The organism is Nocardioides panaciterrulae, from assembly GCF_013409645.1.
Taxonomy (GTDB): domain Bacteria; phylum Actinomycetota; class Actinomycetes; order Propionibacteriales; family Nocardioidaceae; genus Nocardioides; species Nocardioides panaciterrulae.
In genome coordinates this window covers 2,038,393-2,060,747 of the sequence record NZ_JACCBG010000001.1, presented here as the reverse complement: position 1 = coordinate 2,060,747, position 22,355 = coordinate 2,038,393, and the positions used below count along the sequence as shown (strand labels likewise).

Here is a 22,355-nt window from a genome sequence, read left to right as displayed (position 1 = left end):
GCCTTCCTCGGGGAGCTCTCACGATAGCTCGTGCCGAAGCGGCAGGGGGTCAGCCGAGGGACTTCTCGGCGCGGCAGGTGAGGCCGGTGCTGTTGTTCTCGGCACGGAACGCGATGAACTCCGAGCCCGGCAGGTCGACCACGGTGCGCACGATCTTGAAGGAGCGACCCTCGCCGTCCCCGTCGGCGCGGACCTCGCCGTCGGCGGAGGTCTCGGAGTCGTGCCGCAGGCGCCAGGACCAGACATCCGCGTCCTGGCTGTAGACCACGCCGGTCACCTGGAACCGGCCGTCGCCGTACGGCTCGACGACCATCTTGATCGAGCCGGCGCCGCAGGGGTCACGGTCCTTCACGGCCCCGCCATCACCCGCCACCGCGCTGGGCGCGGTGACGAGGGCCGCTGCACCCAGCACAAGGCTGAGCACGATGGCGGGGCCGCGTCGGAACATCTGACCTGCTTCCTGATTCCTCAGGGAGCTGTGTCGGTCCCCCGAGGGCACTAGATTCACCCGGCGTCGGTACATGCCGCCATTGTCCGGTGGTACTACGACCTTGACCAGTCCGGCATGGCCCGTCCGGGACCAGGTCCGGTGGCGAACAGCGCATGCAGGTCGGCGCCGTCGAGGGAGTCGACGAAGACGCGACGGTCCCCCTCGAGCACCGGCACGTGGTTGGGGACGACCAGCACCGTGCAGCCGGCCGACTCCGCCGAGCGGGCGCCGGTGTTGGAGTCCTCCACCGCCAGGCAGTGGGCCGGGTCCACACCCAGCAGCGCCGCCGCCTTCAGGTAGGGCTCGGGGTGGGGCTTGCCGTTGGAGACCGCGTCACCGGTCACCACCGCGGCGAACGTCCCGGCCGGCAGCGCGGCGAGGATCGGGGCGACGAAGCGCCGGTAGGACATCGTCACCAGCGCGCACGGCACCCCCTGCCGCCCCAGCTGGGCCAGCAGCTCCACCGCGCCGGGTCGCCAGGGCACCCGCTGCTCCACGCGGGCGGTCACCCCGTCGAGCAGCTCCTCGACGATCTGGGCCGGCTCCACGTCGATCCCGGCGTGCTCGCGGATGTAGCGCCCGGACTCGAAGAGGTCGTTGCCGACCAGGTTCAGCGCGTGCTCACGGCTCCACGTCCCGCCGTACCTCGCGGCGATCTCGTGCTCGACCTCGATCCAGTACGGCTCGGTGTCGACGAGAGTCCCGTCCATGTCCCACAGGACCGCGGCCGGCCGCCGCTCTCCCCCGTCCGGGCGCTGCCCTGCAGCTTCTCGAGAAGACACGTTACTCAGGATGCCCTGCCAGCGTCGGCGCTCAGCGGAAGGCTCCGTGGCCCGTGAGCGCCTGGCCGATGACGAGCTGGTGGACCTCGGAGGTGCCTTCATAGGTGAGGACCGACTCGAGGTTGGCGGCGTGCCTCAGCACGGGGTACTCGGTGGTGATTCCGGCGGCCCCGAGGATGGTGCGGCACTCCCGTGCGATCGCGATCGCCTCACGCACGTTGTTGAGCTTGCCCAGGCTGACCTGCTCGGGGCGCAGCGCGCCGGCGTCCTTCAGCGCACCGAGGTGCAGAGCCAGCAGGACACCCTTGCCGAGCTCGACCGTCATGTCGGCCAGCTTGGCCTGGGTCAGCTGGAAGGCAGCCAGCGGCTTGGCGAAGATCTCGCGGGTGCCGGCGTAGGCGGTGGCGGTCTCGAGGCAGTCGCGTGCCGCGCCCATCGCACCGAACACGATGCCGAACCGGGCTTCGTTCAGGCACGACAACGGACCCGAGAGGCCCTCGACGTTCGGCAGCCGGGCGGAGTCGGGCAGCCGCACGTCGTCGAGCACGAGCTCGGAGGTGACCGAGGCCCGCAACGACAGCTTGCGCTTGATCTGCGTTGCGGAGAACCCGGGGGTGTCGGTCGGGACCACGAACCCGCGGATGCGGCCGTCCTCGCCAGCCGCCCAGACCACGGCCACGTCGGCGACCGAACCGTTGGTGATCCACATCTTGGTGCCGTTCAGGACCCAGTCGTCACCGTCGCGCCGGGCCCGGGTGCGCATGCTGGCCGGGTCGGAGCCCGCGTCCGGCTCGGTCAGGCCGAAACAGCCGATCGCCTCGCCGCTCGCCATCCGCGGCAGCCACTCGTTCTTCTGCTCCTCCGACCCGTGCTTCCAGATCGCGAACATGGCCAAGGAGCCCTGCACGGAGACCAGTGACCGCAGGCCCGAGTCGCCGGCTTCCAGCTCGAGACAGGCCAGCCCGTACGCCGTGGCCGTGCTTCCCGTGCACCCGTAGCCCTCCAGGTGCATTCCGAGCACGCCCAGCGCGCCGAGCTCCTTGGCCAGGTCGCGCGCCGGGATCTGCCCGTCCTCGTACCACTGCGCGAGCTCGGGACGGATCCGGTCGTCCACGAATCGGCGGACCGTGTCGCGGATCGCCCGGTCCTCCTCGCTGAGGAGCGTGTCGACGGCGAACAGCTCGAAGGGGGTCTGGGGCTTGCGCGGGGCCTGGGCAGTCATCTGATTCTCCTTAACCTAACAGTGTTTGGTACACTACGGTCTGGGTCCGTCCGGACGCAAACCGCGGCCCCCACCATTCCGTCGTCGATGGGAGCCTTCATGGTCCGGCCCACGGTGCCCCTGCTCAGCAAGGATCGGATCCGTGACACCGCCCTGGAGCTGATCGACGCGGAAGGCCTGTCCGCACTATCGATGCGCCGATTGGCCGGGGAGCTCGGCGTCCAGGCGGCGTCCCTCTACTCCCACGTGCCCAACAAGGACGCCGTCCTCGATGCGGTGGCCGACCTGCTGATGCGCCGGGTGGACACCACGGGCTTCGCGGTCAGCTGGCAGCACGGCCTGCGCACGTGGGGGCGTTCCTATCGCGACGCACTCCGTGCGCACCCGAACGCGGCTCCGGTCGTGGCGGCGGGTACCGGTGAGCGGGCAGACTTCCTGTCGATGGCCGATGGAGTGCACGGCGGCCTGCTGCGCCACGGCTGGCCCCCCCGGTACGCCACGATGATCGCCGCGTCCGTCAAGTACCTCGTGATCGGCGCGTCGACGACCCCCTTCGGAAGCGGGTTCGCCGATGACACCCGGGTGTACCTCGATCGCTACCCCAGCCTGATCCAGGCGCACCTGATCCGCGAGCACGCCGAGGAGATCGACGTGGAGAGCTTCGAGCTCGCCCTGTCCTGTCTCATCGCGGGCCTTGAACCGGTTCACCTCTCGGTACGGCGCGACCAGTCCATCGAGAGCTAGTCGGCGCTGGGGCGCTTCATCCGGCCCTGCGCCGTCCGGCGCCCCCAGGCGTCGCGGACGGACGTCGCCAGCTCCTCGCCCTCGTCGGCGACCCCCGCGATCAGGCCCTGGTCGTCGAACAGTGGGGCGACGAGCCGGTACTCCAAGGCGACTCCCGGTCGCGTCCTGACACCGCGTGCCCGTGCCGCCTCCGCCATCGCCATGGCCTGGAGGGGGCCGTGCACCACCAGCCCCGGGTACCCCTCCTGGTCGCGGGCGTACTCCCGGTCGTAGTGGATGCGGTGCCCGTTGTAGGTCAGCGCCGAGAAGCGGAACAACAGCGTCGGGCTGACCGGGACGGACCACTCCCCCGGACCGGGCTCCACGACGGCACCCGGGGCGGCGTCCCGGGAGCCCCCCGTCGATCCCGTCTCCCCGTCGCGAGAGGGGCCGCGAGAGAGGTCGCGGTAGAGGATGTCCTGACGCTCTTCGATCACGGTCTCGCCGCGCTGGAGGATCGAGTGGCCGACCGTGACGAACGTGAGGCGACCGGTGCGGCCCTGCTTCTCCGTGGTGGTCAGCACCCTGCTGCGCCTCGTGGTCTGCTCCCCCACGCGCAGCGGCGCCAGGCTGCGCACCGCCCCGCCTGCCCACATCCGTCGGAGACCCGGACCCGGGGGTTCGGGTACGGCGTTGCGGACCGGATGGCCGTCCGGTCCGAGATCGCGCTGCAGCGGGCGCTCGAGCAGGTAGACCCAGTGCCAGGTGAGCGGCAGTCCGTCGCCGGCGCCGAGATCGGGCAGCGGGACGTCCAGCAGGCCCGCCAACGCGATCGCCGGCTCGGGGGCGAGGAGCTCGGTGCGTTCGACCATGTCGCTCACCGCACCTCGCTCCCGGACCGCGCCTCTGCCGTCCCCGCCGACGTCGCCGGACCGAACTCGCGACGGAGTGCCGCCGAATGCTGTCCGAGACGCGGGACATCGCCCATCGCCGCCTCCTGGCCCTCGACCGTGACCGGCGGGAGCAGAGCGCGGATCCGTCCGCCGGGAGACCCGACCTCGCGCCAACGGTCGCGGGCGGCGAGCTGGGGATGGTCGAAGAACTCGTGTGGCGTCCGCATCCGCGCACACGCCAGGCCGCAGAGCTCGAGGGCGCGCACCACCTCGTCGACCGGCTGATCGGCGAGGGCCTTCTCGATGACCTCGGTGATCATCTCGTTGTGTGCGACGCGCTCGGTGTTGCGTGCACACCGCGGATCGTCGACCAGTTCGGGGCGGCGGAGGATCTCACGGCAGAGGAGAGCCCACTCCCGGTCGCTCTGCACGCCGAGGAACACCGTGCCGTCGGCACAGCGGTAGGGCCCGTAGGGAGCGATCGAGGCGTGCCGGGCGCCGGTCCGCCGGAACGGCTTCTCGCCGTACACGCTCAAGTAGGTGGGCTGCATCATCCACTCGCCGACCGCGTCGAGCATGGCCACGCTCATCGTTGCGCCCGTCCCGGTGCGTTCACGCTCGTACAGTGCGGCCAGGATGCCCGAGAACGCGTACATGCCCGTGGCGATGTCCACGACGGAGACACCGACCTTGGCCGGCTCCTCCGGGGTCCCGGTGGTGCTGAGCAGCCCCGACTCGCACTGCACGAGCAGGTCGTAGGCCTTCTTGTCCGAGTAGGGACCGTCAGGACCGTAGCCGGAGATCGAGCAGTGGATCAGCTCCGGCCGCCTGGCCCGCAGGGTGGGGGCATCCAGTCCGAGCCGCTCGACCGCGCCCGGCAACAGGTTCTGCACCAGCACGTCCGCGTCGTCCAGCATCGTGAGGAGCAGCTCCCGATCGACGTCGGACTTCAGATCGAGCTCGATGCTCTCCTTGCCGCGGTTCAGCCAGACGAAGTAGCTGGCCTCGCCGTGAACGCTTCGGTCGTACTCGCGGGCGAAGTCACCTACCCCCGGGCGTTCGACCTTGATGACGCGCGCTCCGAGGTCGGCGAGGTGCCGGGTGGCGAACGGAGCCGCGACCGCGTGCTCCAGCGCGATCACGGTGATGCCCTCGAGAGGTAGCACGTGCGTCTCCTTGTCGTGGAGTGGCTGTGAGGTCGTGGCCGTCATCCGGCAGACCCGGATCGGGCTCTGGCGACGATGGACTGCGCCCGCAGGATCACGGGCCGGTCGACCATGTGGCCGTCGACGCTGACGGCACCCTGGCCAGTGGCGCCCGCGGCGTCGCCGCTCGTCGCCTGCAGCACGCGGGTGGCCCACGCGATCTGCGCCGGAGTCGGCTGGAATCCCTCCGCCACCGGCCGGACCTGGCGCGGGTGGATGCAGAGCTTGCCGCCGAAGCCGAGCCCCTGTGCGCGAGCCGCAGCCCGGTGCGACTCGGAGTCCACCGTCGTCGAAACCGTGACACCGTCCACGGGGGGAGGCAGCGAACCGACCCGGGAGGCGACCACCAGGGCGCTGCGGGCGAACAGCAGCGCCTCGTCGCTCTCCTCGGCCCCGATGTCCAAGGCGAAGTCGATCGCGCCGAAGGCGAGCCGGTCCACCGCGCCGCTGCATGCCAGCTCGGTGGCCAGGTGGATGCCGAGCGCGGTCTCGACCAGCGCCAGCACAGGGACGCCTTCAGGAAGCGCCTCGCGGACGGCTCGCAGCGACACCGGGTCCTCCGCCTTCGGGACCACCACGCCACGCAGACCGTCGCGGCCGCCTATCGCGGCCAGGTCACTCTCGTGCCAAGGGGTGCCCGCACCGTTGATCCGGACCCAGCCGGACCCGGGGCCGCCGAGCCATGACGCCACACGATCGCGGGCCGCCGACTTGGCCTCGGCGGCAACCGCGTCCTCGAGGTCGACGATGACCTCGTCGGCGCCGGACCCGGCCGCCCGCGCGAAACGGTCGGGCCGGCTGCCCGGCACGAACAGCCACGTGACCGCCGTCCGCACGCTCACGAGCGGACGGGGTGGCGCTTGACCAGCTGGCGGGCGATCACGTTCCGCTGGATCTCGTTGGTGCCCTCCCCGACGATCATCAGCGGCGCGTCGCGGAAGTAGCGCTCGACGTCGAACTCCGTGCTGTAGCCGTACCCGCCGTGGATCCGGACCGCGTCCAGCGCGATCTTCATGGCCGTCTCCGAGGCGAAGAGCTTGGCCATGCCGGCTTCGAGGTCGGCGCGCTGACCCGACTCGTAGCGCCGAGCGGCGTACATCACCAGCTGTCGGGCGGCGGTGAGGGAGGTGGCCATGTCGGCGAGGTAGTTGCCGACCGACTGGTGCTGCCAGATCGGCTTGCCGAAGCTCTCGCGCTCCTGGGCGTAGGCCAGTGAATCCTCGAGGGCCGCCCTGCCGACGCCGAGCGCGCGGCACGCGACCTGGATCCGACCGATCTCGAGCCCGCGCATCATCTGGGCGAAGCCCTGACCCTCCCGCTCGCCGAGCAGGTTCCCGACGGGGGTCCGGAAGTCTTCGAAGGACAGCTCGCAGCTCTCCACGCCCTTGTACCCCAGCTTGGGAAGGTCGCGTGAGATCTCGAAGCCCGGCCCCTTCTCGACGAGGAGGATGCTGATGCCCCGGTGAGCCGGCTGCGCTTCGGGGTCGGTGCGGCACAGGAGCGCCACGAGCTGGGAGCGGCGGGCATTGGTGATCCAGGTCTTCGAGCCGTTGACGACATAGTCGTCTCCGTCCCGTCGAGCCGTGGTCCGCATGGCCTGGAGGTCGGAGCCACCGCCCGGTTCGGTCAGCGCCATGGTGGCGCGGATCTCGCCGGTCGCCATCCTGGGCAGGTAACGGTCCTTCTGCTCCGCGCTGCCGTAGGCCACGAGCAGCTTCGCCACGACCGTGTGGCCACCCATCGCGCCGGCCAGGCTCATCCAGCCGCGAGCGAGCTCTTCGGTGACGGCCGCGTAGCAGGGAGCGGACACGCTGACCTCGCCCCAAGGTTCCGGGACCGCCAGGCCGAAGATGCCCAGCTCCTTCATCTGGTCGATCAGCTTCTCGGGGTAGACGTTGCCGTGGTCGAGCTCCTGGACCACGGGACGGACCTCGCGATCCACGAAGTCCCGGACCAGCTCGACGATCGCGGTCTCCTCGGCGTCGAGCTCGAGTTCCTTCGCATCCAGCACGATCAGCCTCTCCTCGGCGGGCGGCGACACTTGGTGCGTCGGCTCCGAACAGTCATCTTCAACGCTGATACGGACCCATGTAAAATAGCGATTCCTGATGCCCGCATCACCCGTTCGCATGCCACGGAGGCACATGGACCTCAAGCAGCTGACCGCGTTGGTCACGGTCGCGGAGGTCGGCAGCATCACCAAGGCCGCCCGTCTCCTGCACCTGGTTCAGCCCTCCGTCACCCGGCAGATCCGCTCACTGGAGGACGAGCTCGGGGTCTCGCTGTTCCGCCGGGTCGCCTCAGGCATGACACCGACACCTGAAGGCGCGCTCTTCGTCGAGCGTGCCCGCCGAGTCCTTCTGGAGCTCGACCGGGCCCGGGCCGAGATCCGGCCCGACCCGGGCGGGGTGCGGGGCGTGGTCACGCTGGGCTGCTCGAGAGCGTGGTCGAGATCCTGGCCGAGCCGCTGGTGCGAGCGCTGGACCAGCATCACCCCGGCATCGAGCTCCGGCTGGTGACCGCCTACTCGGGCCATCTGCAGGAATGGCTCGACCTCGGGGACGCCGACCTCTCCTTGCTCTACAACCTCGATTCCTCCCCGTCCTTGGCAGTCACCCCGCTGGTCGAGGAGGAGCTCTGGGCCGTCGCTCCACCCGGCAGCGGCCTCACTCCCGAGGTCCCGGTGAAGTGTCGGACGGTGCTCGAGCATCCCTTCGTGCTGCCCGTCTCGGGGCACGGCCTGCGTTCCTTGATCGACCAGGCCAGGGCGACGATCGACGTCCAGCCGCGGATCGTCGCCGAGGTCAACTCGTTGCAGCTCCAGAAGACGCTCGTACAGGCGGGCCACGGCTGGTCCATGCTGCCCGCGGCCGGGGTCCGCCATGACGTCGAGAGCGGGATCCTGACGGGGGCGCCCCTGCGCGATCCCCACATCACGCGCCAGGTCGTCCTGGGCCTGCAGCGAAGCGGTCGCACCCCGACGCCGGTCGAGGCCGTGGCGTCTGAGATGGTGCGCGTGGTCCGACGACTGGTCCTGGACGGTGTCTGGAGCGGGGCCCGCCTCAGCAGCTCGCTGCCCGGTGACCGCAGAGCGAACCAGGACAGTGACTCCTAGGTCGGACGCCACGTGCGCCTCCCGGAAGGTGGAAGATGAGCCGGCTCGAACCGATCCCCCCGACCGACCTCGACGAGGAGCAGCGCGCGCTCTACAAGAGCATCGCCGAGGGCCCCCGCGCCCAGGGGCCGCAGCACTTCGCGCTCACCCGCCCCGACGGCGCGCTGCTCGGGCCCTTCAACGCGCTGCTGCTCTCCCCCGGCCTCGGTCAGGCGTTGCAGGAGGTCGGTGCCGCGGTCCGCTACCGCACCGCACTGTCGGCGCGGACCCGGGAGATCGCGATCCTCACCGTGGCCGCGCACTGGGACTCCGCCTTCGAACGCGCGGCGCACGAGAGCGTCGGCGCCGCCGTCGGCCTCACCGATCAGGAGATGGCCCGGATCCGGGCCGGCGAGGTCCCCGAGCTGGCGGACGCCGAGGAGCGGGCGTGCGCGCACCTGGCCCGGGCGATGGTCGAGGGGGACGTCGACGACGACAGCTGGGCGACCTGGGCCGAGACCGTCGGCCCCCAGACCGTCTTCGAGCTCACCACGCTGGTCGGCTACTACGCCACCCTGGCCTTGCAGCTGCGGGTCTTCCGGGTGACCTGAGCTCAGGTCGCGGCGTTGGCCTCGAGCACCGGGCGGAGCGCCACGATCGCGTGCTGCCGGTGCACGTCGAGCATCATCAACGTCTCCTCCACGTCGCCGGCCTTGACCGCCGCGACCATCCGACGGTGCTCGTCGAGGACCCGGGCCCGGTTCGGTTCCTCGGCGTAGTACACCGCGCGGTACACCTCGGTGGCGTCCCAGAGCTGCCGGATGATCCGCACCATCCGCGGCAGCGCGCACGCCTCGATCAGGGTGGCATGGAACCGCCGGTTCGCCTTGGCCATCGTGGTCAGGTCCTCGTCCGCGGAGGCCTGCTCGACGTCGAGGGCGGCCTCCTCGAACCGGTCGATGTCCTCGGCGGTCATCAGCGGGATCGCGATCGAGACCGCCTCGGCCTCGAGGATCTCCCGCATCCGATAGACCTCGAGCAGGTCCGCGAGCGACAGCAGGGCCACGAAGTAGCCGCGGTGCGCCACATAGGTCACCTGACCCTCCCCCTCGAGGATCTTCAGCGCCTCCCGCAACGGGACCCGGCTCACCCCGAGCTCCAGCGCCAGCGCCTCCTGGACGATCTGCTCGCCGGGCCGCATCCGCCCGGTGGCGATCAGGCTGCGCACCTCGGTGAGCACCGCCTCCTGCGCGGTCGGCGGTCGCTTGAAGCTCGCGGTCATGGCGCGGTCTCCTGGTCCAGCCAGGCCAAGACCTCCTGATCCGACCCGAGCGCGGGGGGCGCGTGCCGGTAGGTGGCCGGGGTGGCCGAGAGCCGCACCGGGTGCGCCACCTGGGCGGACCCGTCCACGTCGACGATCGGGGCCAGGCCCAGCGAGGCACCCAGCTCCATCCCCTGGGCGACGTCGTTGATCGGGCCGCACGGGACACCGGCGTCGGTCAGCAACGTGAACCACTCGTCCGCAGTACGCGTGCGAAGCACCTCGCCGAGCAGGAGGCCGAGCTCGTCACGGTGCGCGACCCGGTCCCCGTTGGTGCGGAACCGGGGGTCGGTCACGAGCTCGTCGAGTCCCAGCCGCTCGCACAGCAGGGCGAACAGCCGGTCGTTGGCTGCCGCGACCACCAGCAGCCGGTCCTTGGTCTCGAACGGCTCGTAGGGGCAGATGCCGGGGTGCCGGATGCCCATCCCGTGCGCCACGTCGCCGGTCAGCGCGTAGGCGCCGCCGAAGTTCACCAGGCCCGAGAGCATCGACGACATCAGGTTCACCTCGACCAGCTGCCCCTCCCCGGTGTCGCGGCGCGCGTTCAGCGCCGCCAGGATGCCGAGGGCGGCATGCAGTCCGGTGAGCACGTCAGCGGTGGCGATCCCGGTCTTGGTCGGGGTCGCCGGGTCCGGTCCGGTCAGGCTCATCAGGCCGGACACGGCCTGGACGACCAGGTCGTAGCCGGGCAGGGCGGCGCCGGCCGCCGATCCGAACCCGGTGATCGAGCAGTAGATCAGGCCCGGGTTGTCGGTGCGTACGGCGTCGTAGTCGAGGCCGAGTCGTTGCAGGCTGGCCAGGCGCAGGTTCTGCACGACCACGTCGGCCCGGCCGACCAGGCGCAGCGCCCGGCGGTGGTCCTCGGGGCGGGACAGGTCGAGCACGACGCTGCGCTTGTTGCGGTTCACCGACAAGAAGTAGGTGCTGTCGCCGTCGGCGGTCCACGGCGGTCCCCAGTGCCGGGTGTCGTCACCGTGCGGGGCCTCGACCTTGATCACCGTCGCGCCCAGGTCGCCGAGCAGCATCGTGGCGTACGGCCCGGCCAGCACCCTGCTGAAGTCGGCGACCACCAACCCGGCCAACGGCCCGGCAGGGCCTCCGGACGCACCGGTTCCGGTGAGCGAGTCCACCTGTCCTCCTGTGCACACATTTAGTCCCGAATATCGCCCTGGCGCCCGTATGCGATGTATACACTAGGTCCTGGAGGTGCCGCCGTGGCCGACCTGACATCCGGGACGTTGTTGAAGGGCACGCCAGAGTACCGACGGGCCAGTCTGGTCATCTTCGTGGCCGGCTTCTTGACGTTCGCGATGCTCTACATCGTCCAGGGCCTGCTGCCGGCGATCAGCAACGACTTCTCGGTCTCCCCCGCCTCCGCCAGCCTGACCCTGTCCTTGACGACGCTACCGCTGGCGTTCGCGGTGATCGTGGCCGCCGCCTGGTCCGAGGGCCGCGGTCGGCGCCCGTTGCTGATCGGCTCGCTGGTCGCGGCGTCCTGCCTGACCCTGGTGGCCGCCGCCAGCCCGAACTTCGGCTCGCTGCTCGGCCTGCGAGTGCTCACCGGCCTGGTCCTGGCCGGCTTCCCGGCGGTGGCGATGGCCTACGTCGCCGAGGAGTTCCACCCGTCGGGGCTCGGCACCGCGATGGGGCTCTACATCAGCGGCACCGGTCTGGGCGGGATGACCGGCCGCCTCGCGGGCGGGCTGATCACCGGCGTCGCGTCGTGGCGGGTGGCGATGGTCTGCGCCGCGGTCGTCTGCCTGGTCGGCACGGTCTGGGTCGCGCTGCAGCTGCCGGCCTCCCGCAACTTCGAGGTCACCCCCGGCCGGCTCGGCGAGCGACTGGCCGCGATGCGGGCGCCGCTGCGCGACCCGGTGATCCTCAAGCTCGCCGCGACCGGCTTCGTCCTGATGGGCAGCCTGGTCTCCTACTACAACTACCTGCAGTACCGGCTGGGCGACTCCCCGTTCAACCTGCCCGACACGGTGATCCCGTTCGTGTTCTTGATCTACCTGTCCGGCACGCTCAGCGCGAACTGGATGGGCCGGCTCACCGACCGGCGGAGCCGGCGCGGGGTGATGATGCTCGGCCTGGCGATCATGGCGGTCGGCGCCCTGATGTCCCTGTCGAACCTCCTGCCCGTCGTGCTGGTCGGCACCGCGGCGATGGTGTTCGGCTTCTTCGGGGCGCACGCGGTCGCCAGCGGCTTCGTCGGCGTCTGGGCCCGGCAACAACGCGCGCAGGCCTCGGCCATGTACCTCTTCGGCTACCACGTGGGTTCGGCGCTGGCGGGTTTCGTCGGCGGCGTGTTCTTCGGTGCCTTCGGATGGCTCGGGGAGGTCGGGACCGTGATGGTGCTGCTGGCCGTCGGGGCCCTGACCATCTGCCTACTGCCGGCACGCTCTGACCGCACGGAGGTGGCGAATGCGTCCTGACGAGATCGCGAGTGCCCTGCGCCGCGCCGTACGCGAGCGGGCGATCCCGCCCGGCCACGCGATGAACCAGGACGAGCTGGCCCGCCAGTACGGCGTCAGCCGGATCCCGCTGCGAGAGGCCCTGCGCACCCTGGCCGGGGAGGGGCTCGTGATCATGAAGCCCGGCCTCGGAGCCGTCGTGACCGAGCTCCGCCCCGAGGAGGTCGAGGAGCTCTACGGGCTGCGGCTGCGGCTGGAGCCACCGCTGGCCGGCGACATCATCGACCACGTCGGGCGTCGCGACATCGACGACATCGACGCCCTGGTGCAGACGATGATCGCGCTGGCACCTTCGCAGCTGGAGGAGTGGTCCAGCGCGAACTACCGGTTCCATCGGCGGATCTACGAGCTGTCCGAGCAGCGGCACGCTGTCCGGCTCGTGGTGCAAGTGCTCAACCTGGTCGAGCCCTACGTCCGGATGCACGCCCACGTGCTGGGCTCGCGCCGAGGCATCGAGCAGCGGCGGGTCGCCACCGTCGACGCACTGCGGGCCGGTGACGCGGCCCTGCTGCACAACGCGATCGAGGCGAGCATCCTCGCCGGGCGCGCGGAGCTGGTCGCCTCGATGACCGGCGCCGCGGCCGACAGCACGCTCTGACCCGGCGCGACCGCAAAAAAAATTCGCGGTCGTATCCAATATCCAAAGGCTTGCCATGTGGGCCGGATCACTGTAGACAGTGTATACAATTTTTTCGCCCGGCCCCCGAGAGGTGACGTCATGAGGTCCAAAACGAGTGTGGCACTGGCAGCAGTTGCCGTCTGCGCCCTAGCCACCACCACGGCCTGCGGGTCCAAGGGAAGCTCCGGTGGCGGTGGCACCGATGCCGACACGCTGACCCTGGGCGCGTCGCTGTCGCTGACCGGAGCGCTGGCCCGCGAGGGTCAGCTCACCAAGGAGGGCTACCAGCTCTGCCAGCAGAAGGTGAACGAGGCCGGCGGCGTCACCGTGGGTGACAAGAAGCTCAAGCTCGCCATCAAGTACCAGGACGACACCTCGACCCCCGACGTGGCCGCCCAGCTCGCCGACCAGTTCAACGACCAGGGCATCAAGCTGATCCTGAGCTCCTACGGCTCGGCGAACGTCGAGGCGCAGGCCGCGGTGATCGAGCGCAACGGCCAGGTGATGGCTGACTCCGCCGGCGCCAACAACGAGATCTTCTCCAAGGGCTACACCCGCACCTTCGCGGTGCTCTCCCCCGCCACCGAGTACGCCGCCTCCATCGTCAAGGCGATCGACGAGCTGGCCTCTCCGAAGCCGAAGACCATCGCGTTCCTCTCCGCCGACGACGGCTTCTCGAAGACCGGCGCCGAGGGTGGCGCCGCCACCGCCAAGAAGCTCGGCTACACGGTGCTGCCCACCGAGTACTTCCCGGCCGGGAGCACCGACGTCAGCTCCGCGCTGACCCAGATCAAGGGCAAGAAGCCCGACGTGATCATCGGCGCCGTCCACGTCGAGGAGGGCGTCGCGATCGTCAAGCAGTCCAAGGAGCTCGGCATCACCCCCGCCGGCTTCGGTGAGACGGTCGCCCCGCCCACCCCGGACTTCGCCAAGGCGCTCGGCGCCTCCGCCAACGGCGTGCTCGGCTCCAGCCAGTGGACCGACACCACCGCGGGTCAGGACAAGTACTTCGGCACCGCCAAGGACTACGCCGCCGACATCGAGAAGGAGTTCGGCCACGCGCCGGACTACCACGACGCCGAGGCCAGCGCGGCCTGCCTGGCGCTGGTGCTGGCCGTAGAGGACGCCGGCAGCACCGACGCCGACGCGGTCCGTGACTCGATGGCCGGGCTGGACACCGAGTCGTTCTTCGGCAAGATCAAGTTCGACGAGACCGGCCAGAACATCTACAAGCCGATGTCGGTCATCCAGATCCAGGACGGCAAGGTCGTCACCGTGTGGCCCAAGGAGAACGCCGAAGCCGACATGATCTGGCCCGGTACCAAGTGACCCCGTTCCTGCAGGCGGCGCTCTACGGCCTCCTCCAGGGTGGACTTCTGGCACTGATCGCTGTCGGATTCTCCTTGGTGTGGGGCGTGATGAACGTCGTCAACCTCGCGCACGGCTCGTTCGTGATCCTCGGCGCCTACGTGGGCTGGGAGATGAACACCAAGCTGGGCTGGGACCCGTTCCTGGCCATGTTCGTGTCCGCCGCGGTGCTGTTCGCGCTGGGCTACCTCATCCAGCGGTTCGTGATCAACCTGGTCATCAACGGCCCGATCTTCATCACGCTGCTGCTGACCTTCGGGCTCGACCTGCTGATCGTGCAGGGGATGAACATCGTCTTCTCCGGCAACTACCGCAGCATCCACACCGGCTACGCCAGCACCGGCCTGGACCTGGGCAGTGTCCGGGTCCCGGTCGGCCGGTTGCTGGCCTTCGGGGTCGCCGTGCTCCTGACCGTCGCGCTGGTCTACCTGGTCAGCCGCACCCGGGTGGGTACGTCGATCATGGCGACCGGGATGGACCGCGGGGCGGCCCGGTTGATGGGCATCCGCTCCCGGCACGTCTACGCGCTGACCTTCGGGATCGCGGCCGCCCTGGCCGCGGTCGCCGGGGTGATGGTCGGCACCGTCGGGACGTTCAGCCCCGCGGCCGCCGCCGGCTACACACTGCTGTCGTTCGTGATCGCGGTGCTCGGCGGGCTCGGCAACATGTACGGCGCCCTGCTCGGCGGCCTGGTGATCGGCCTCGTCGACTCGCTGGCCGGGCTGTACCTGCCCGGCACCTGGGTCAACGCCCTGGCCTTCCTGGTCCTGGTCGTGGTGCTGATCTTCCGGCCCTCCGGCCTGGTGGGCCGTGCCTACTACTCTGCGCGGGTGGAGGTCTGATGGCCACGACAGTCACGTCCCCGGAAGCCGAGGCGGCACCCGCCGCGTCGGCGGCCCAGAGCCCGGTGCGGCGGTGGGGCCCCTGGGGCCTCGGCATCCTGGCGCTCGTGGCCATGCTCGTGCTCCAGAGCCAGCTCTACGTCGGCCAGGAGCGGACCGTCGCGGCGATCTTCATGTTCGTCGCCCTGGCCCAGGGCTGGAACCTGATCGGCGGGTTCACCGGCTACGCCTGTTTCGGTCAGGTGGTGTTCTTCGGGATCGGCGGCTACTTCACCGCGGTCGCGATGGTGCACTGGCAGGTCAACTTCTGGACGGCCCTGGTGGCCAGCGGGATCGTCGCCGCGCTGTTCGGCGCGGTGATCGGCCTGCCGCTGCTCCGCCTCAAGGGGCACTACTTCGCGATCGCCACCCTCGGGGTCGCCGAAGGCATGCGGGAGGTCGTCACGAACCTGCCCGACCTGACCGGTGGCGGCGCGGGGATCACGATCCCGACCGTCGGGGACCAGGCCCCCACGGCCTACCTCGGCAACGACGGCTTCTACCTGCTGTTCCTCGCGCTGGCGGCGCTCTCCGTGCTGGTCGGCGGCCTGGTGTCGCGCAACAAGTTCGGGTTCGCCCTGCGCGCGATCAACCAGGACGAGGACGCGGCGGCGTCGATGGGGATCAACACCACCTGGGCGAAGGTCGCCGCGTTCAGCCTGTCGGGGTTCATCACCGGCCTGGTCGGCGCGACCTACGCGTTCCAGCAGGCGGTGATCTTCCCCGAGCGGCTGTTCAGCGTCGACATCACCGTGCTGATGGTGGTGATGGTCGTGATCGGCGGCAGCGGGACGGTCCTCGGGCCGCTGCTCGGTGCGGTCGTGCTGCAGTTCCTCTCGGAGTACCTGCGCCAGAACTTCACCAGCGCCCACACGTTCATCCTCGGGGTGATCATCATCATCGCGGTCATCCTGATCCCCCAGGGCGCGGTGAACTACTTCAGGGAGGCCCGGCGAACGGGTGAGTACTCCTTGCTGGCCAACGTTCGGAGGTACCGACTGTGACCGCGCTGCTCGAGACTCAGGGGCTCGGCCGACGTTTCGGCGGCCTCCAGGCCGTCTCGGACGTGTCCTTCGGCGTTCCCGCCGGCCAGGTCCTCGGCGTGATCGGACCGAACGGGGCCGGCAAGAGCACCTTCATCAACCTGGTCACCGGTCACATCAAGCCCAGCTCGGGCAAGGTGCTGATCGGCGGCAAGGACATGACCGGCGCCAAGCCGTGGGCGATCGCGCACGCCGGGGTCGCGCGCACCTTCCAGATCGTCAAGCCCTTCCGCGGGATGACGGTGCGGGAGAACGTCGCGGTCGGTGTGCTCTACGGACCCTCCCACAGCGGGCGGATGGCCAGCGCGCTCGAACGCGCCGACCAGGTGCTCGAAGAGGTGGGGATCGTGCACCTCGGCGGCCGGGCCCCCGGTGAGCTGTCGGTGGCCGACGCCCGGCGTCTGGAGTTCGCCAAGGCCCTGGCGCTCGATCCGAAGCTGCTCCTGCTCGACGAGGTGATGGCGGGGCTGCGGCCCAGCGAGATCGAGCCGAGCCTGGAGCTGATCCTCGGCCTGAAGGAGCGGGGGCTGACCGTCATCGTCGTCGAGCACGTGATGAAGGCGATCCTCGCCGTCAGCGACCAGGTGATGGTGCTGCACCAGGGTCAGATCCTGACCTCCGGCGATCCCCGCACGGTGCTCTCGGACCCCCGGGTCATCGAGGCCTACCTCGGTAAACGCTACGCCGACCGTCGGGAAGGGCGGGCCAATGCTTGAGGTCAGTGGAGTCAGCGCCGGGTACGGCCGGGCCGAGGTCCTGTGGGACATCGACCTGACCGTCAAGGAGAAGGAGATCGTCGCCCTGGTCGGCCCGAACGGCGCCGGGAAGACCACGTTGCTCCGGGCGCTGTCCGGGATGGTGGCGACGACCGCCGGCTCGATCTCGTTCCGCGGCACCACGGTGCAGGGGCGCTCGATCGAGCAGATCGTGGACCTCGGCATCTCCCACGTCCCCGAGGGCCGTCGGTTGTTCCCGGGCCTGACGGTCCGCGACAACCTGCGGCTGGGTGGCTGGCGGGTCAAGAACACCGACATCGACCGGGTGGTCGAGATGTTCCCCCGGCTGGGTGAGCGCCTCGGGCAGGTGGCCGGCAGCATGTCGGGCGGCGAGCAGCAGATGTGCGCGATCGGGCGTGGGCTGATGAGTCGGCCCGAGCTGATGATGATCGACGAGCTGTCGCTGGGGCTGGCGCCGGTCGTGGTCGAGGAGATCGCGGAGCGGCTGCCCGACATCGCCGCCGACGGTACGTCGATCCTGCTGGTCGAGCAGGACGTGGACACGGCGCTGACCGTCGCGGAGCGTGCCTACGTCCTGGAGACCGGCCGGATCGTGCTGTCCGGCAAGGCCGGCGAGCTGCTCGCGGACCCCCGGGTCCAGGAGAGCTACCTCGGCATCGGCTGACCCGTCCGGGGGCCCGGTCACCGGGCCCCCGGATGGGTCAGTCCTCCGGGTCGTAGCCGAGGTTCGAGGAGAGCCAGCGCTCGGCCTCCGCGAGCGTCCACCCCTTGCGTACGGCGTAGTCCGCGACCTGGTCGCGCCCGAGCCGGCCGACCACGAAGTACTGCGCCTGCGGGTGGCTGAAGTACCAGCCGGACACCGCGGCCCCGGGCCACATCGCCATGCCGTCGGTGAGCTCGATGCCGGTGGCGGCCGAGACATCGAGGAGCTGCCAGAGGGTCTGCTTCTCGGTGTGCTCGGGGCAGGCCGGGTAGCCGGGCGCGGGTCGGATGCCGTGGTACTTCTCGGCGATCAGGTCCTCGTTGTCGAGCTGCTCGTCGGGCTCGTGGCCCCAGAACTCCGTGCGGACCCGCTGGTGCAGCCGCTCCGCGAACGCCTCGGCGAGCCGGTCGGCCAGCGCCTCCAGCAGGATCGCGGAGTAGTCGTCGGTCTCGGCCTTGAACGCGCGGATGCGGTCCTCGGCCCCGAGCCCCGCCGTGACGGCGAAGGCGCCCACGTGGTCGGGCAGACCGGTCTCGCGGGGCGCGACGAAGTCGCCGAGGGAGCGGTTCGGGACCCCGTCGCGGTGCTCCCCCTGCTGGCGCAGGTTGTGCAGGGTGGTCAGCACCTCGGTGCGGGTCTCGTCGGTGTAGAGCTCGACGTCGTCGCCCACGGCGCTCGCGGGGAAGAACCCGAACACGCCGTTCGCGGTCAGCCACTTCTCCGCGACGATCCGGTCCAGCATCGCCTGCGCGTCGTCGTAGAGGGCGCGCGCCGTCTCGCCGGTGGTCGGGTTGTGGAGGATGTCGGGGAACCGGCCCTTCATCTCCCAGGCGTTGAAGAACGGCTGCCAGTCGATGTAGTCGCGCAGCTCGGCGAGGTCGTAGTCCGCGAGAACGTGGACGCCCGGGCTCCTGGGCGCGGGCGGCTGGTAGCCGTCCCACGAGATCGGGGTCCGGTTGGCGCGGGCCTGCTCCAGGGAGACCATCGGCCGGTCGTTCTTGGCCGCGTGCCGGGCCCGCAGGGCGTCGTAGTCGTCCTTGAGGTCGGCGAGCAGCTTCGGCCGCTGCGTGTCGCTGAGCAGGGCCGCCAGCGTGGGCACCGACCGGGAGGCGTCCTTCACCCAGACCACGGCCCCGTCGTACTTCCCGTCGACCTTGACCGCGGTGTGCGCCCGGGAGGTGGTGGCGCCTCCGATCATCAGCGGGATCTCGAGGCCGCGGCGCTGCATCTCGGAGGCGACGTTGACCATCTCGTCCAGCGAGGGCGTGATCAGGCCGGACAGGCCCACGGCGTCCGCCCCGATCTCGACGGCCGTGTCGAGGATCTTCTGGGCGGGCACCATCACCCCGAGGTCGATGACCTCGTAGTTGTTGCACTGCAGGACCACGCCGACGATGTTCTTGCCGATGTCGTGCACGTCGCCCTTGACCGTGGCCATCACGATGGTGCCGTTGGTGTCCTTGGCGGTCGCGTACTCGGGGTTGTCGAGCTTCTCCTGCTCGATGAAGGGGATCAGGTAGGCGACCGCCTTCTTCATCACCCGGGCGGACTTCACCACCTGGGGCAGGAACATCTTGCCGGCGCCGAACAGGTCGCCGACGACGTTCATGCCGTCCATCAGCGGGCCCTCGATGACCTCGATGGGACGGCCGCCGCGCTCGGCGATCTCGGCGCGCAGCTGCTCGGTGTCGCTCTCGACGTGGGCGTCGATGCCCTTGACCAGCGCGTGGGTGATCCGCTCCCCCAGGGGCAGCGCGCGCCACTCCTCCTCGGTCGCCTCGACGTCGGCGTCGGCGCGGTTGTGCGCCTCGGCGATCTCGAGCAGCCGCTCGGCGGCGTCGGGGCGGCGGTTGAGCACGACGTCCTCGATCCGCTCGCGCAGCTCGGGCTCGACCTCGTCGTAGACCGCGAGCGCGCCCGCGTTGACGATACCCATGTCCAGGCCCGCCCTGATGGCGTGGAACAGGAACACCGCGTGGATCGCCTCGCGGACCGGGTTGTTGCCGCGGAAGGAGAAGCTGACGTTGGAGATGCCGCCGCTGACCAGCGCGCCGGGCAGGTTCTCCTTGATCCAGCGGGTGGCCTCGATGAAGTCCCGGCCGTACGACGCGTGCTCCTCGATGCCGGTCGCGACCGCGAAGACGTTGGGGTCGAAGATGATGTCCTCGGGCGGGAAGCCCACCCGGTCCACCAGGATCCGGTAGGCCCGCTCGCAGATCGCCTTGCGGCGCTGGAGGTTGTCGGCCTGGCCGTCCTCGTCGAAGGCCATCACGACGGCCGCGGCACCGTACTTGCGGCACAGCGTCGCCTGCTCGATGAACTTCTCCTCGCCCTCCTTCATGGAGATCGAGTTGACGATGGGCTTGCCCTGCACGCAGCGCAGCCCGGCCTCGATGACCTCCCACTTGGAGGAGTCGACCATCACCGGCACCCGGCTGATGTCGGGCTCGCTGGCGACCAGCTTCAAGAACCGGTCCATGGCCGCGACGCCGTCGATCATGCCCTCGTCCATGTTGACGTCGATGACCTGGGCGCCGCTCTCCACCTGCTGGGCGGCGACGGTCAGCGCGGTGTCGTAGTCCCCGGCCTTGATCAGGTTGCGGAACCGCGCGGACCCGGTGATGTTGGTGCGCTCGCCGACGTTGACGAAGAGGCTCTCGTCGGTGATCGTCACCGGCTCCAGCCCGGCCAGGTGCATGCCCGGTCGCGGCGCCGCCGGCTCCCGCGGGGTCGCGGCCCGCGCGGCGGCGGCGATCGCCTCGATGTGCGCCGGCGTGGTGCCGCAGCAGCCGCCGAGGATGTTCACCAGGCCCGAAGTGGCGAACTCGCCCAGCGTGGCGGCCATCTGCTCCGGCGACTCGTCGTACTCCCCGAACGCGTTCGGCAGGCCGGCGTTCGGGTGGGCGGAGACGAAGGTGTCGGCGAGCCGGCCGAGCTCGGCGACGTAGGGGCGCAGGTCCGCGGCACCGAGGGCGCAGTTCAGCCCGATCGCCAGCGGCCGCACGTGGCGCACCGAGTTCCAGAACGCCTCGGTCACCTGGCCGGACAGCGTGCGGCCGGAGGCGTCGGTGATCGTGCCCGAGATCACCACCGGCCAGCGCCGGTCGTGCTCCTCGAAGAGCGTCTCCAGGGCGAAGATCGCGGCCTTGGCGTTGAGCGTGTCGAAGATCGTCTCGACCAGCAGCAGGTCGGCGCCGCCCTCCACCAGGCCCCGGGCCTGCTCCAGGTAGGCCTCGACGAGGTCGGTGAAGGACACGTTGCGCGCGGCCGGGTCGTTGACGTCCGGGGAGATCGACGCGGTCCGGTTGGTCGGGCCCAGAGAGCCGGCGACGAACCGCGGCCGGTCCGGCGTGGAGAGCTCGTCACAGGCCTCGCGCGCCAGCCGGGCGCCCGCCACGTTGAGCTCGTGAGCGAGCCCCTCCATGCCGTAGTCGGCCTGGGCGATCGAGGTCGCGGTGAAGGTGTTCGTCTCGACGATGTCCGCACCGGACTCGAGGTAACGGCGGTGAATGGTGCGGATCATCTCGGGCTGGGTGAGGTTCAGCAGGTCGCTGTTGCCCTTCACGTCCCGAGTCCAGTCCGCGAAGCGGTCCCCGCGGAACTCCGCCTCGCCGGGCTGGTAGCCCTGGATCAGGGTGCCCATGGCGCCGTCGAGCACGAGGATGCGCTCACGCAGCAGCGACCGCAGCTCCTCGGTGCGGTCCGGCTGCAGGGACGACGACGCTGTGGTCACGGGCTCTCCTCTCGCGGGCACCAGCTCCGCCCGGGCCGGGCAGCAGCGGGGCCACCTCTCCAGCGTAGGAGCGTGTCCACGCAGTGGATGGCTTGTTCACATGGTGACCGTCAAGAATCGTGACACCGCGTGCGGTGCCGGACGAAATCCCCGAAGCGCGGTAGGGGGCCGCGCCGGCGCGGCATCCGCACCCTCGGTGACTAGGCTGGAGGGGTGATCGAGATCGACGACGCACCCGAGCTGGTGGACCCGCTGGTGATCGCCGCCTTCGAGGGCTGGAACGACGCCGGCGAGGCCGCCTCGGCCCTGGTTGACCACCTGATCAAGGTCTGGGGCGCCCGGGTCGTCGGCGCGGTGGACCCCGAGGAGTTCTACGACTTCCAGGTCAACCGACCCGTCGTCGGCAGCGACGAGTTCGGGCACCGGCGGCTCACCTGGCCCAGCACCCAGATCGCGATCGCCTCTCCCCCGGACCTCGACCGGGACGTGATCCTCATCCGCGGGATCGAGCCGAACATGCGCTGGCGCCAGTTCTGCGCCGAGCTGCTCGCCGCCTGCGACGAGCTGGGGGCCCAGCTGGTGGTCTCGCTGGGCGCGCTGCTCGCCGACACCCCGCACACCCGCCCCATCCCGGTGACCGGGACCGCGACCGAGCCGGACCTGGTCGACCGGCTGAAGCTGGAGCAGTCCTCCTACGAGGGGCCCACGGGCATCGTCGGGGTGTTCCAGGACGCCTGCGTGCGGCTGGACGTGCCGGCGGTGTCCTACTGGGCCGCGGTGCCCCACTACGTCGCGCAGCCCCCGTGCCCCAAGGCCACGCTGGCCCTGCTGGGCCAGCTGGAGGACCTCCTCGAGGTCAGCATCCCGCTGGGCGACCTGCCCGAGGACGCACGCGCCTGGGAGCGTGGCGTGGACGAGCTGGCCGAGGAGGACGAGGACGTCGCCGACTACGTCCGCTCCTTGGAGGAGACGCGGGACACCACGGACCTGCCGGAGGCCTCCGGCGAGGCGATCGCCCGCGAGTTCGAGCGCTACCTCAAGCGGCGCCAGGACGAGCCCTAGCAGAG

22 protein-coding genes are annotated in these 22,355 nt (G+C 70.3%); 12 read left to right on the top strand and 10 right to left on the bottom strand.

From position 1 onward, the window contains the following. Positions 1–49 precede the first annotated feature (49 nt). The 3 genes from BJZ21_RS09665 to BJZ21_RS09655 all read right to left on the bottom strand — a co-directional run bounded on the left by BJZ21_RS09665 (position 50) and on the right by BJZ21_RS09655 (position 2,494). Positions 50–448, bottom strand: a complete 399-nt coding sequence (locus BJZ21_RS09665) for a hypothetical protein (protein ID WP_179663536.1) — start codon at positions 446–448, stop codon at positions 50–52. A 95-nt stretch (positions 449–543) separates the two neighbouring features. Then, entirely contained in the window at positions 544–1,272 is a 729-nt protein-coding gene (locus tag BJZ21_RS09660; RefSeq protein WP_343052076.1) for an HAD family hydrolase, read from the bottom strand. A 31-nt stretch (positions 1,273–1,303) separates the two neighbouring features. Next, positions 1,304–2,494 carry an acyl-CoA dehydrogenase family protein gene (locus BJZ21_RS09655; RefSeq protein WP_179663534.1) on the bottom strand — a complete coding sequence of 397 codons (1,191 nt, stop codon included), beginning with the start codon at positions 2,492–2,494 and terminating at the stop codon, positions 1,304–1,306. Between the two features lie 87 nt (positions 2,495–2,581). On the opposite strand from BJZ21_RS09655, the gene BJZ21_RS09650 reads away from it, so the two are divergent. Further along, on the top strand, positions 2,582–3,238 hold the full coding sequence (locus tag BJZ21_RS09650; protein WP_218851409.1) for a TetR family transcriptional regulator: 657 nt from the start codon (positions 2,582–2,584) through the stop codon (positions 3,236–3,238). Here the strand turns inward: BJZ21_RS09650 and BJZ21_RS09645 are convergent. From BJZ21_RS09645 to BJZ21_RS09630, 4 genes are read right to left on the bottom strand one after another with little or no spacing between them, the layout of a single operon-like run. Then, positions 3,235–4,089: an HTD2 family dehydratase gene (locus BJZ21_RS09645; protein WP_179665622.1), complete on the bottom strand. Its 855-nt coding sequence runs from the start codon at positions 4,087–4,089 to the stop codon at positions 3,235–3,237. The two genes, BJZ21_RS09650 and BJZ21_RS09645, sit on opposite strands and share 4 nt — an antisense overlap. Before the next feature lie 5 nt (positions 4,090–4,094). Then, positions 4,095–5,276: a CaiB/BaiF CoA transferase family protein gene (locus tag BJZ21_RS09640; RefSeq protein WP_343052075.1), complete on the bottom strand. Its 1,182-nt coding sequence runs from the start codon at positions 5,274–5,276 to the stop codon at positions 4,095–4,097. 41 nt (positions 5,277–5,317) lie between these two features. Beyond that, entirely contained in the window at positions 5,318–6,157 is an 840-nt protein-coding gene (locus tag BJZ21_RS09635) for an HpcH/HpaI aldolase/citrate lyase family protein (RefSeq protein ID WP_343052074.1), read from the bottom strand. Further along, positions 6,154–7,326: an acyl-CoA dehydrogenase family protein gene (locus tag BJZ21_RS09630; RefSeq protein WP_343052073.1), complete on the bottom strand. Its 1,173-nt coding sequence runs from the start codon at positions 7,324–7,326 to the stop codon at positions 6,154–6,156. Before BJZ21_RS09630 ends, BJZ21_RS09635 begins: the two co-directional genes overlap by 4 nt. Positions 7,327–7,444: 118 nt before the next feature. Between BJZ21_RS09630 and BJZ21_RS20590 the strand changes: the two genes are divergently transcribed. Genes BJZ21_RS20590 through BJZ21_RS09620 form a run of 3 tightly spaced genes read left to right on the top strand, consistent with a single transcriptional unit; the run spans position 7,445 to position 9,020 of the window. Beyond that, complete coding sequence (locus tag BJZ21_RS20590; RefSeq protein ID WP_246298481.1) at positions 7,445–7,834, top strand: LysR family transcriptional regulator; 390 nt, start codon at positions 7,445–7,447, stop codon at positions 7,832–7,834. Beyond that, on the top strand, positions 7,759–8,430 hold the full coding sequence (locus BJZ21_RS09625) for a LysR substrate-binding domain-containing protein (protein WP_218851406.1): 672 nt from the start codon (positions 7,759–7,761) through the stop codon (positions 8,428–8,430). The genes BJZ21_RS20590 and BJZ21_RS09625 overlap by 76 nt, the downstream gene beginning before the upstream one ends. Positions 8,431–8,465: 35 nt before the next feature. Next, on the top strand, positions 8,466–9,020 hold the full coding sequence (locus BJZ21_RS09620) for a carboxymuconolactone decarboxylase family protein (protein WP_179663531.1): 555 nt from the start codon (positions 8,466–8,468) through the stop codon (positions 9,018–9,020). Positions 9,021–9,022: 2 nt separating this feature from the next. On the opposite strand, the gene BJZ21_RS09615 is transcribed toward BJZ21_RS09620, so the two are convergent. Further along, complete coding sequence (locus tag BJZ21_RS09615) at positions 9,023–9,691, bottom strand: GntR family transcriptional regulator (RefSeq protein ID WP_179663530.1); 669 nt, start codon at positions 9,689–9,691, stop codon at positions 9,023–9,025. Continuing rightward, on the bottom strand, positions 9,688–10,860 hold the full coding sequence (locus BJZ21_RS09610) for a CoA transferase (RefSeq protein ID WP_179663529.1): 1,173 nt from the start codon (positions 10,858–10,860) through the stop codon (positions 9,688–9,690). The genes BJZ21_RS09615 and BJZ21_RS09610 overlap by 4 nt, the downstream gene beginning before the upstream one ends. An 84-nt stretch (positions 10,861–10,944) precedes the next feature. On the opposite strand from BJZ21_RS09610, the gene BJZ21_RS09605 reads away from it, so the two are divergent. From BJZ21_RS09605 to BJZ21_RS09575, 7 genes are all read left to right on the top strand, one after another. After that, positions 10,945–12,165, top strand: coding sequence for an MFS transporter (locus BJZ21_RS09605; protein WP_179663528.1), 1,221 nt, complete (start codon positions 10,945–10,947; stop codon positions 12,163–12,165). Then, on the top strand, positions 12,155–12,802 hold the full coding sequence (locus BJZ21_RS09600; RefSeq protein WP_179663527.1) for a GntR family transcriptional regulator: 648 nt from the start codon (positions 12,155–12,157) through the stop codon (positions 12,800–12,802). The genes BJZ21_RS09605 and BJZ21_RS09600 overlap by 11 nt, the downstream gene beginning before the upstream one ends. 138 nt (positions 12,803–12,940) lie before the next feature. Beyond that, a complete protein-coding gene (locus tag BJZ21_RS09595) occupies positions 12,941–14,152 on the top strand; it encodes an ABC transporter substrate-binding protein (RefSeq protein ID WP_179663526.1) in 1,212 nt (403 codons plus the stop codon). Next, positions 14,149–15,033 carry an ABC transporter permease subunit gene (locus tag BJZ21_RS09590; protein WP_179663525.1) on the top strand — a complete coding sequence of 295 codons (885 nt, stop codon included), beginning with the start codon at positions 14,149–14,151 and terminating at the stop codon, positions 15,031–15,033. Before BJZ21_RS09595 ends, BJZ21_RS09590 begins: the two co-directional genes overlap by 4 nt. Further along, positions 15,033–16,076 carry a branched-chain amino acid ABC transporter permease gene (locus BJZ21_RS09585; RefSeq protein WP_179663524.1) on the top strand — a complete coding sequence of 348 codons (1,044 nt, stop codon included), beginning with the start codon at positions 15,033–15,035 and terminating at the stop codon, positions 16,074–16,076. Before BJZ21_RS09590 ends, BJZ21_RS09585 begins: the two co-directional genes overlap by 1 nt. Further along, positions 16,073–16,831, top strand: a complete 759-nt coding sequence (locus tag BJZ21_RS09580; protein WP_179663523.1) for an ATP-binding cassette domain-containing protein — start codon at positions 16,073–16,075, stop codon at positions 16,829–16,831. Before BJZ21_RS09585 ends, BJZ21_RS09580 begins: the two co-directional genes overlap by 4 nt. After that, positions 16,824–17,516: an ABC transporter ATP-binding protein gene (locus BJZ21_RS09575; protein ID WP_179663522.1), complete on the top strand. Its 693-nt coding sequence runs from the start codon at positions 16,824–16,826 to the stop codon at positions 17,514–17,516. The genes BJZ21_RS09580 and BJZ21_RS09575 overlap by 8 nt, the downstream gene beginning before the upstream one ends. Positions 17,517–17,553: 37 nt before the next feature. Here BJZ21_RS09575 and metH read toward each other — a convergent pair whose 3' ends face one another. Then, positions 17,554–21,288 carry a methionine synthase gene (gene metH / locus BJZ21_RS09570; RefSeq protein WP_179663521.1) on the bottom strand — a complete coding sequence of 1,245 codons (3,735 nt, stop codon included), beginning with the start codon at positions 21,286–21,288 and terminating at the stop codon, positions 17,554–17,556. A gap of 213 nt (positions 21,289–21,501) precedes the next feature. Between metH and BJZ21_RS09565 the strand changes: the two genes are divergently transcribed. Beyond that, positions 21,502–22,350 (top strand): PAC2 family protein, encoded by an 849-nt coding sequence (locus BJZ21_RS09565; RefSeq protein ID WP_179663520.1) that lies wholly within the window; start codon positions 21,502–21,504, stop codon positions 22,348–22,350. Positions 22,351–22,355: the final 5 nt, after the last annotated feature.

Excerpts from the sequence above, each read along its gene's own strand:
- BJZ21_RS09665 (WP_179663536.1), bottom strand. The coding sequence starts at position 448 with ATGTTCCGACGCGGCCCCGCCATCGTGCTCAGCCTTGTGCTGGGTGCA.
- BJZ21_RS09655 (WP_179663534.1), bottom strand. The coding sequence starts at position 2,494 with ATGACTGCCCAGGCCCCGCGCAAGCCCCAGACCCCCTTCGAGCTGTTC.
- BJZ21_RS09650 (WP_218851409.1), top strand. The coding sequence starts at position 2,582 with ATGGGAGCCTTCATGGTCCGGCCCACGGTGCCCCTGCTCAGCAAGGAT.
- BJZ21_RS09645 (WP_179665622.1), bottom strand. The coding sequence starts at position 4,089 with ATGGTCGAACGCACCGAGCTCCTCGCCCCCGAGCCGGCGATCGCGTTG.
- BJZ21_RS20590 (WP_246298481.1), top strand. The coding sequence starts at position 7,445 with ATGCCACGGAGGCACATGGACCTCAAGCAGCTGACCGCGTTGGTCACG.
- BJZ21_RS09620 (WP_179663531.1), top strand. The coding sequence starts at position 8,466 with ATGAGCCGGCTCGAACCGATCCCCCCGACCGACCTCGACGAGGAGCAG.
- BJZ21_RS09615 (WP_179663530.1), bottom strand. The coding sequence starts at position 9,691 with ATGACCGCGAGCTTCAAGCGACCGCCGACCGCGCAGGAGGCGGTGCTC.
- BJZ21_RS09600 (WP_179663527.1), top strand. The coding sequence starts at position 12,155 with ATGCGTCCTGACGAGATCGCGAGTGCCCTGCGCCGCGCCGTACGCGAG.
- BJZ21_RS09585 (WP_179663524.1), top strand. The coding sequence starts at position 15,033 with ATGGCCACGACAGTCACGTCCCCGGAAGCCGAGGCGGCACCCGCCGCG.
- BJZ21_RS09575 (WP_179663522.1), top strand. The coding sequence starts at position 16,824 with ATGCTTGAGGTCAGTGGAGTCAGCGCCGGGTACGGCCGGGCCGAGGTC.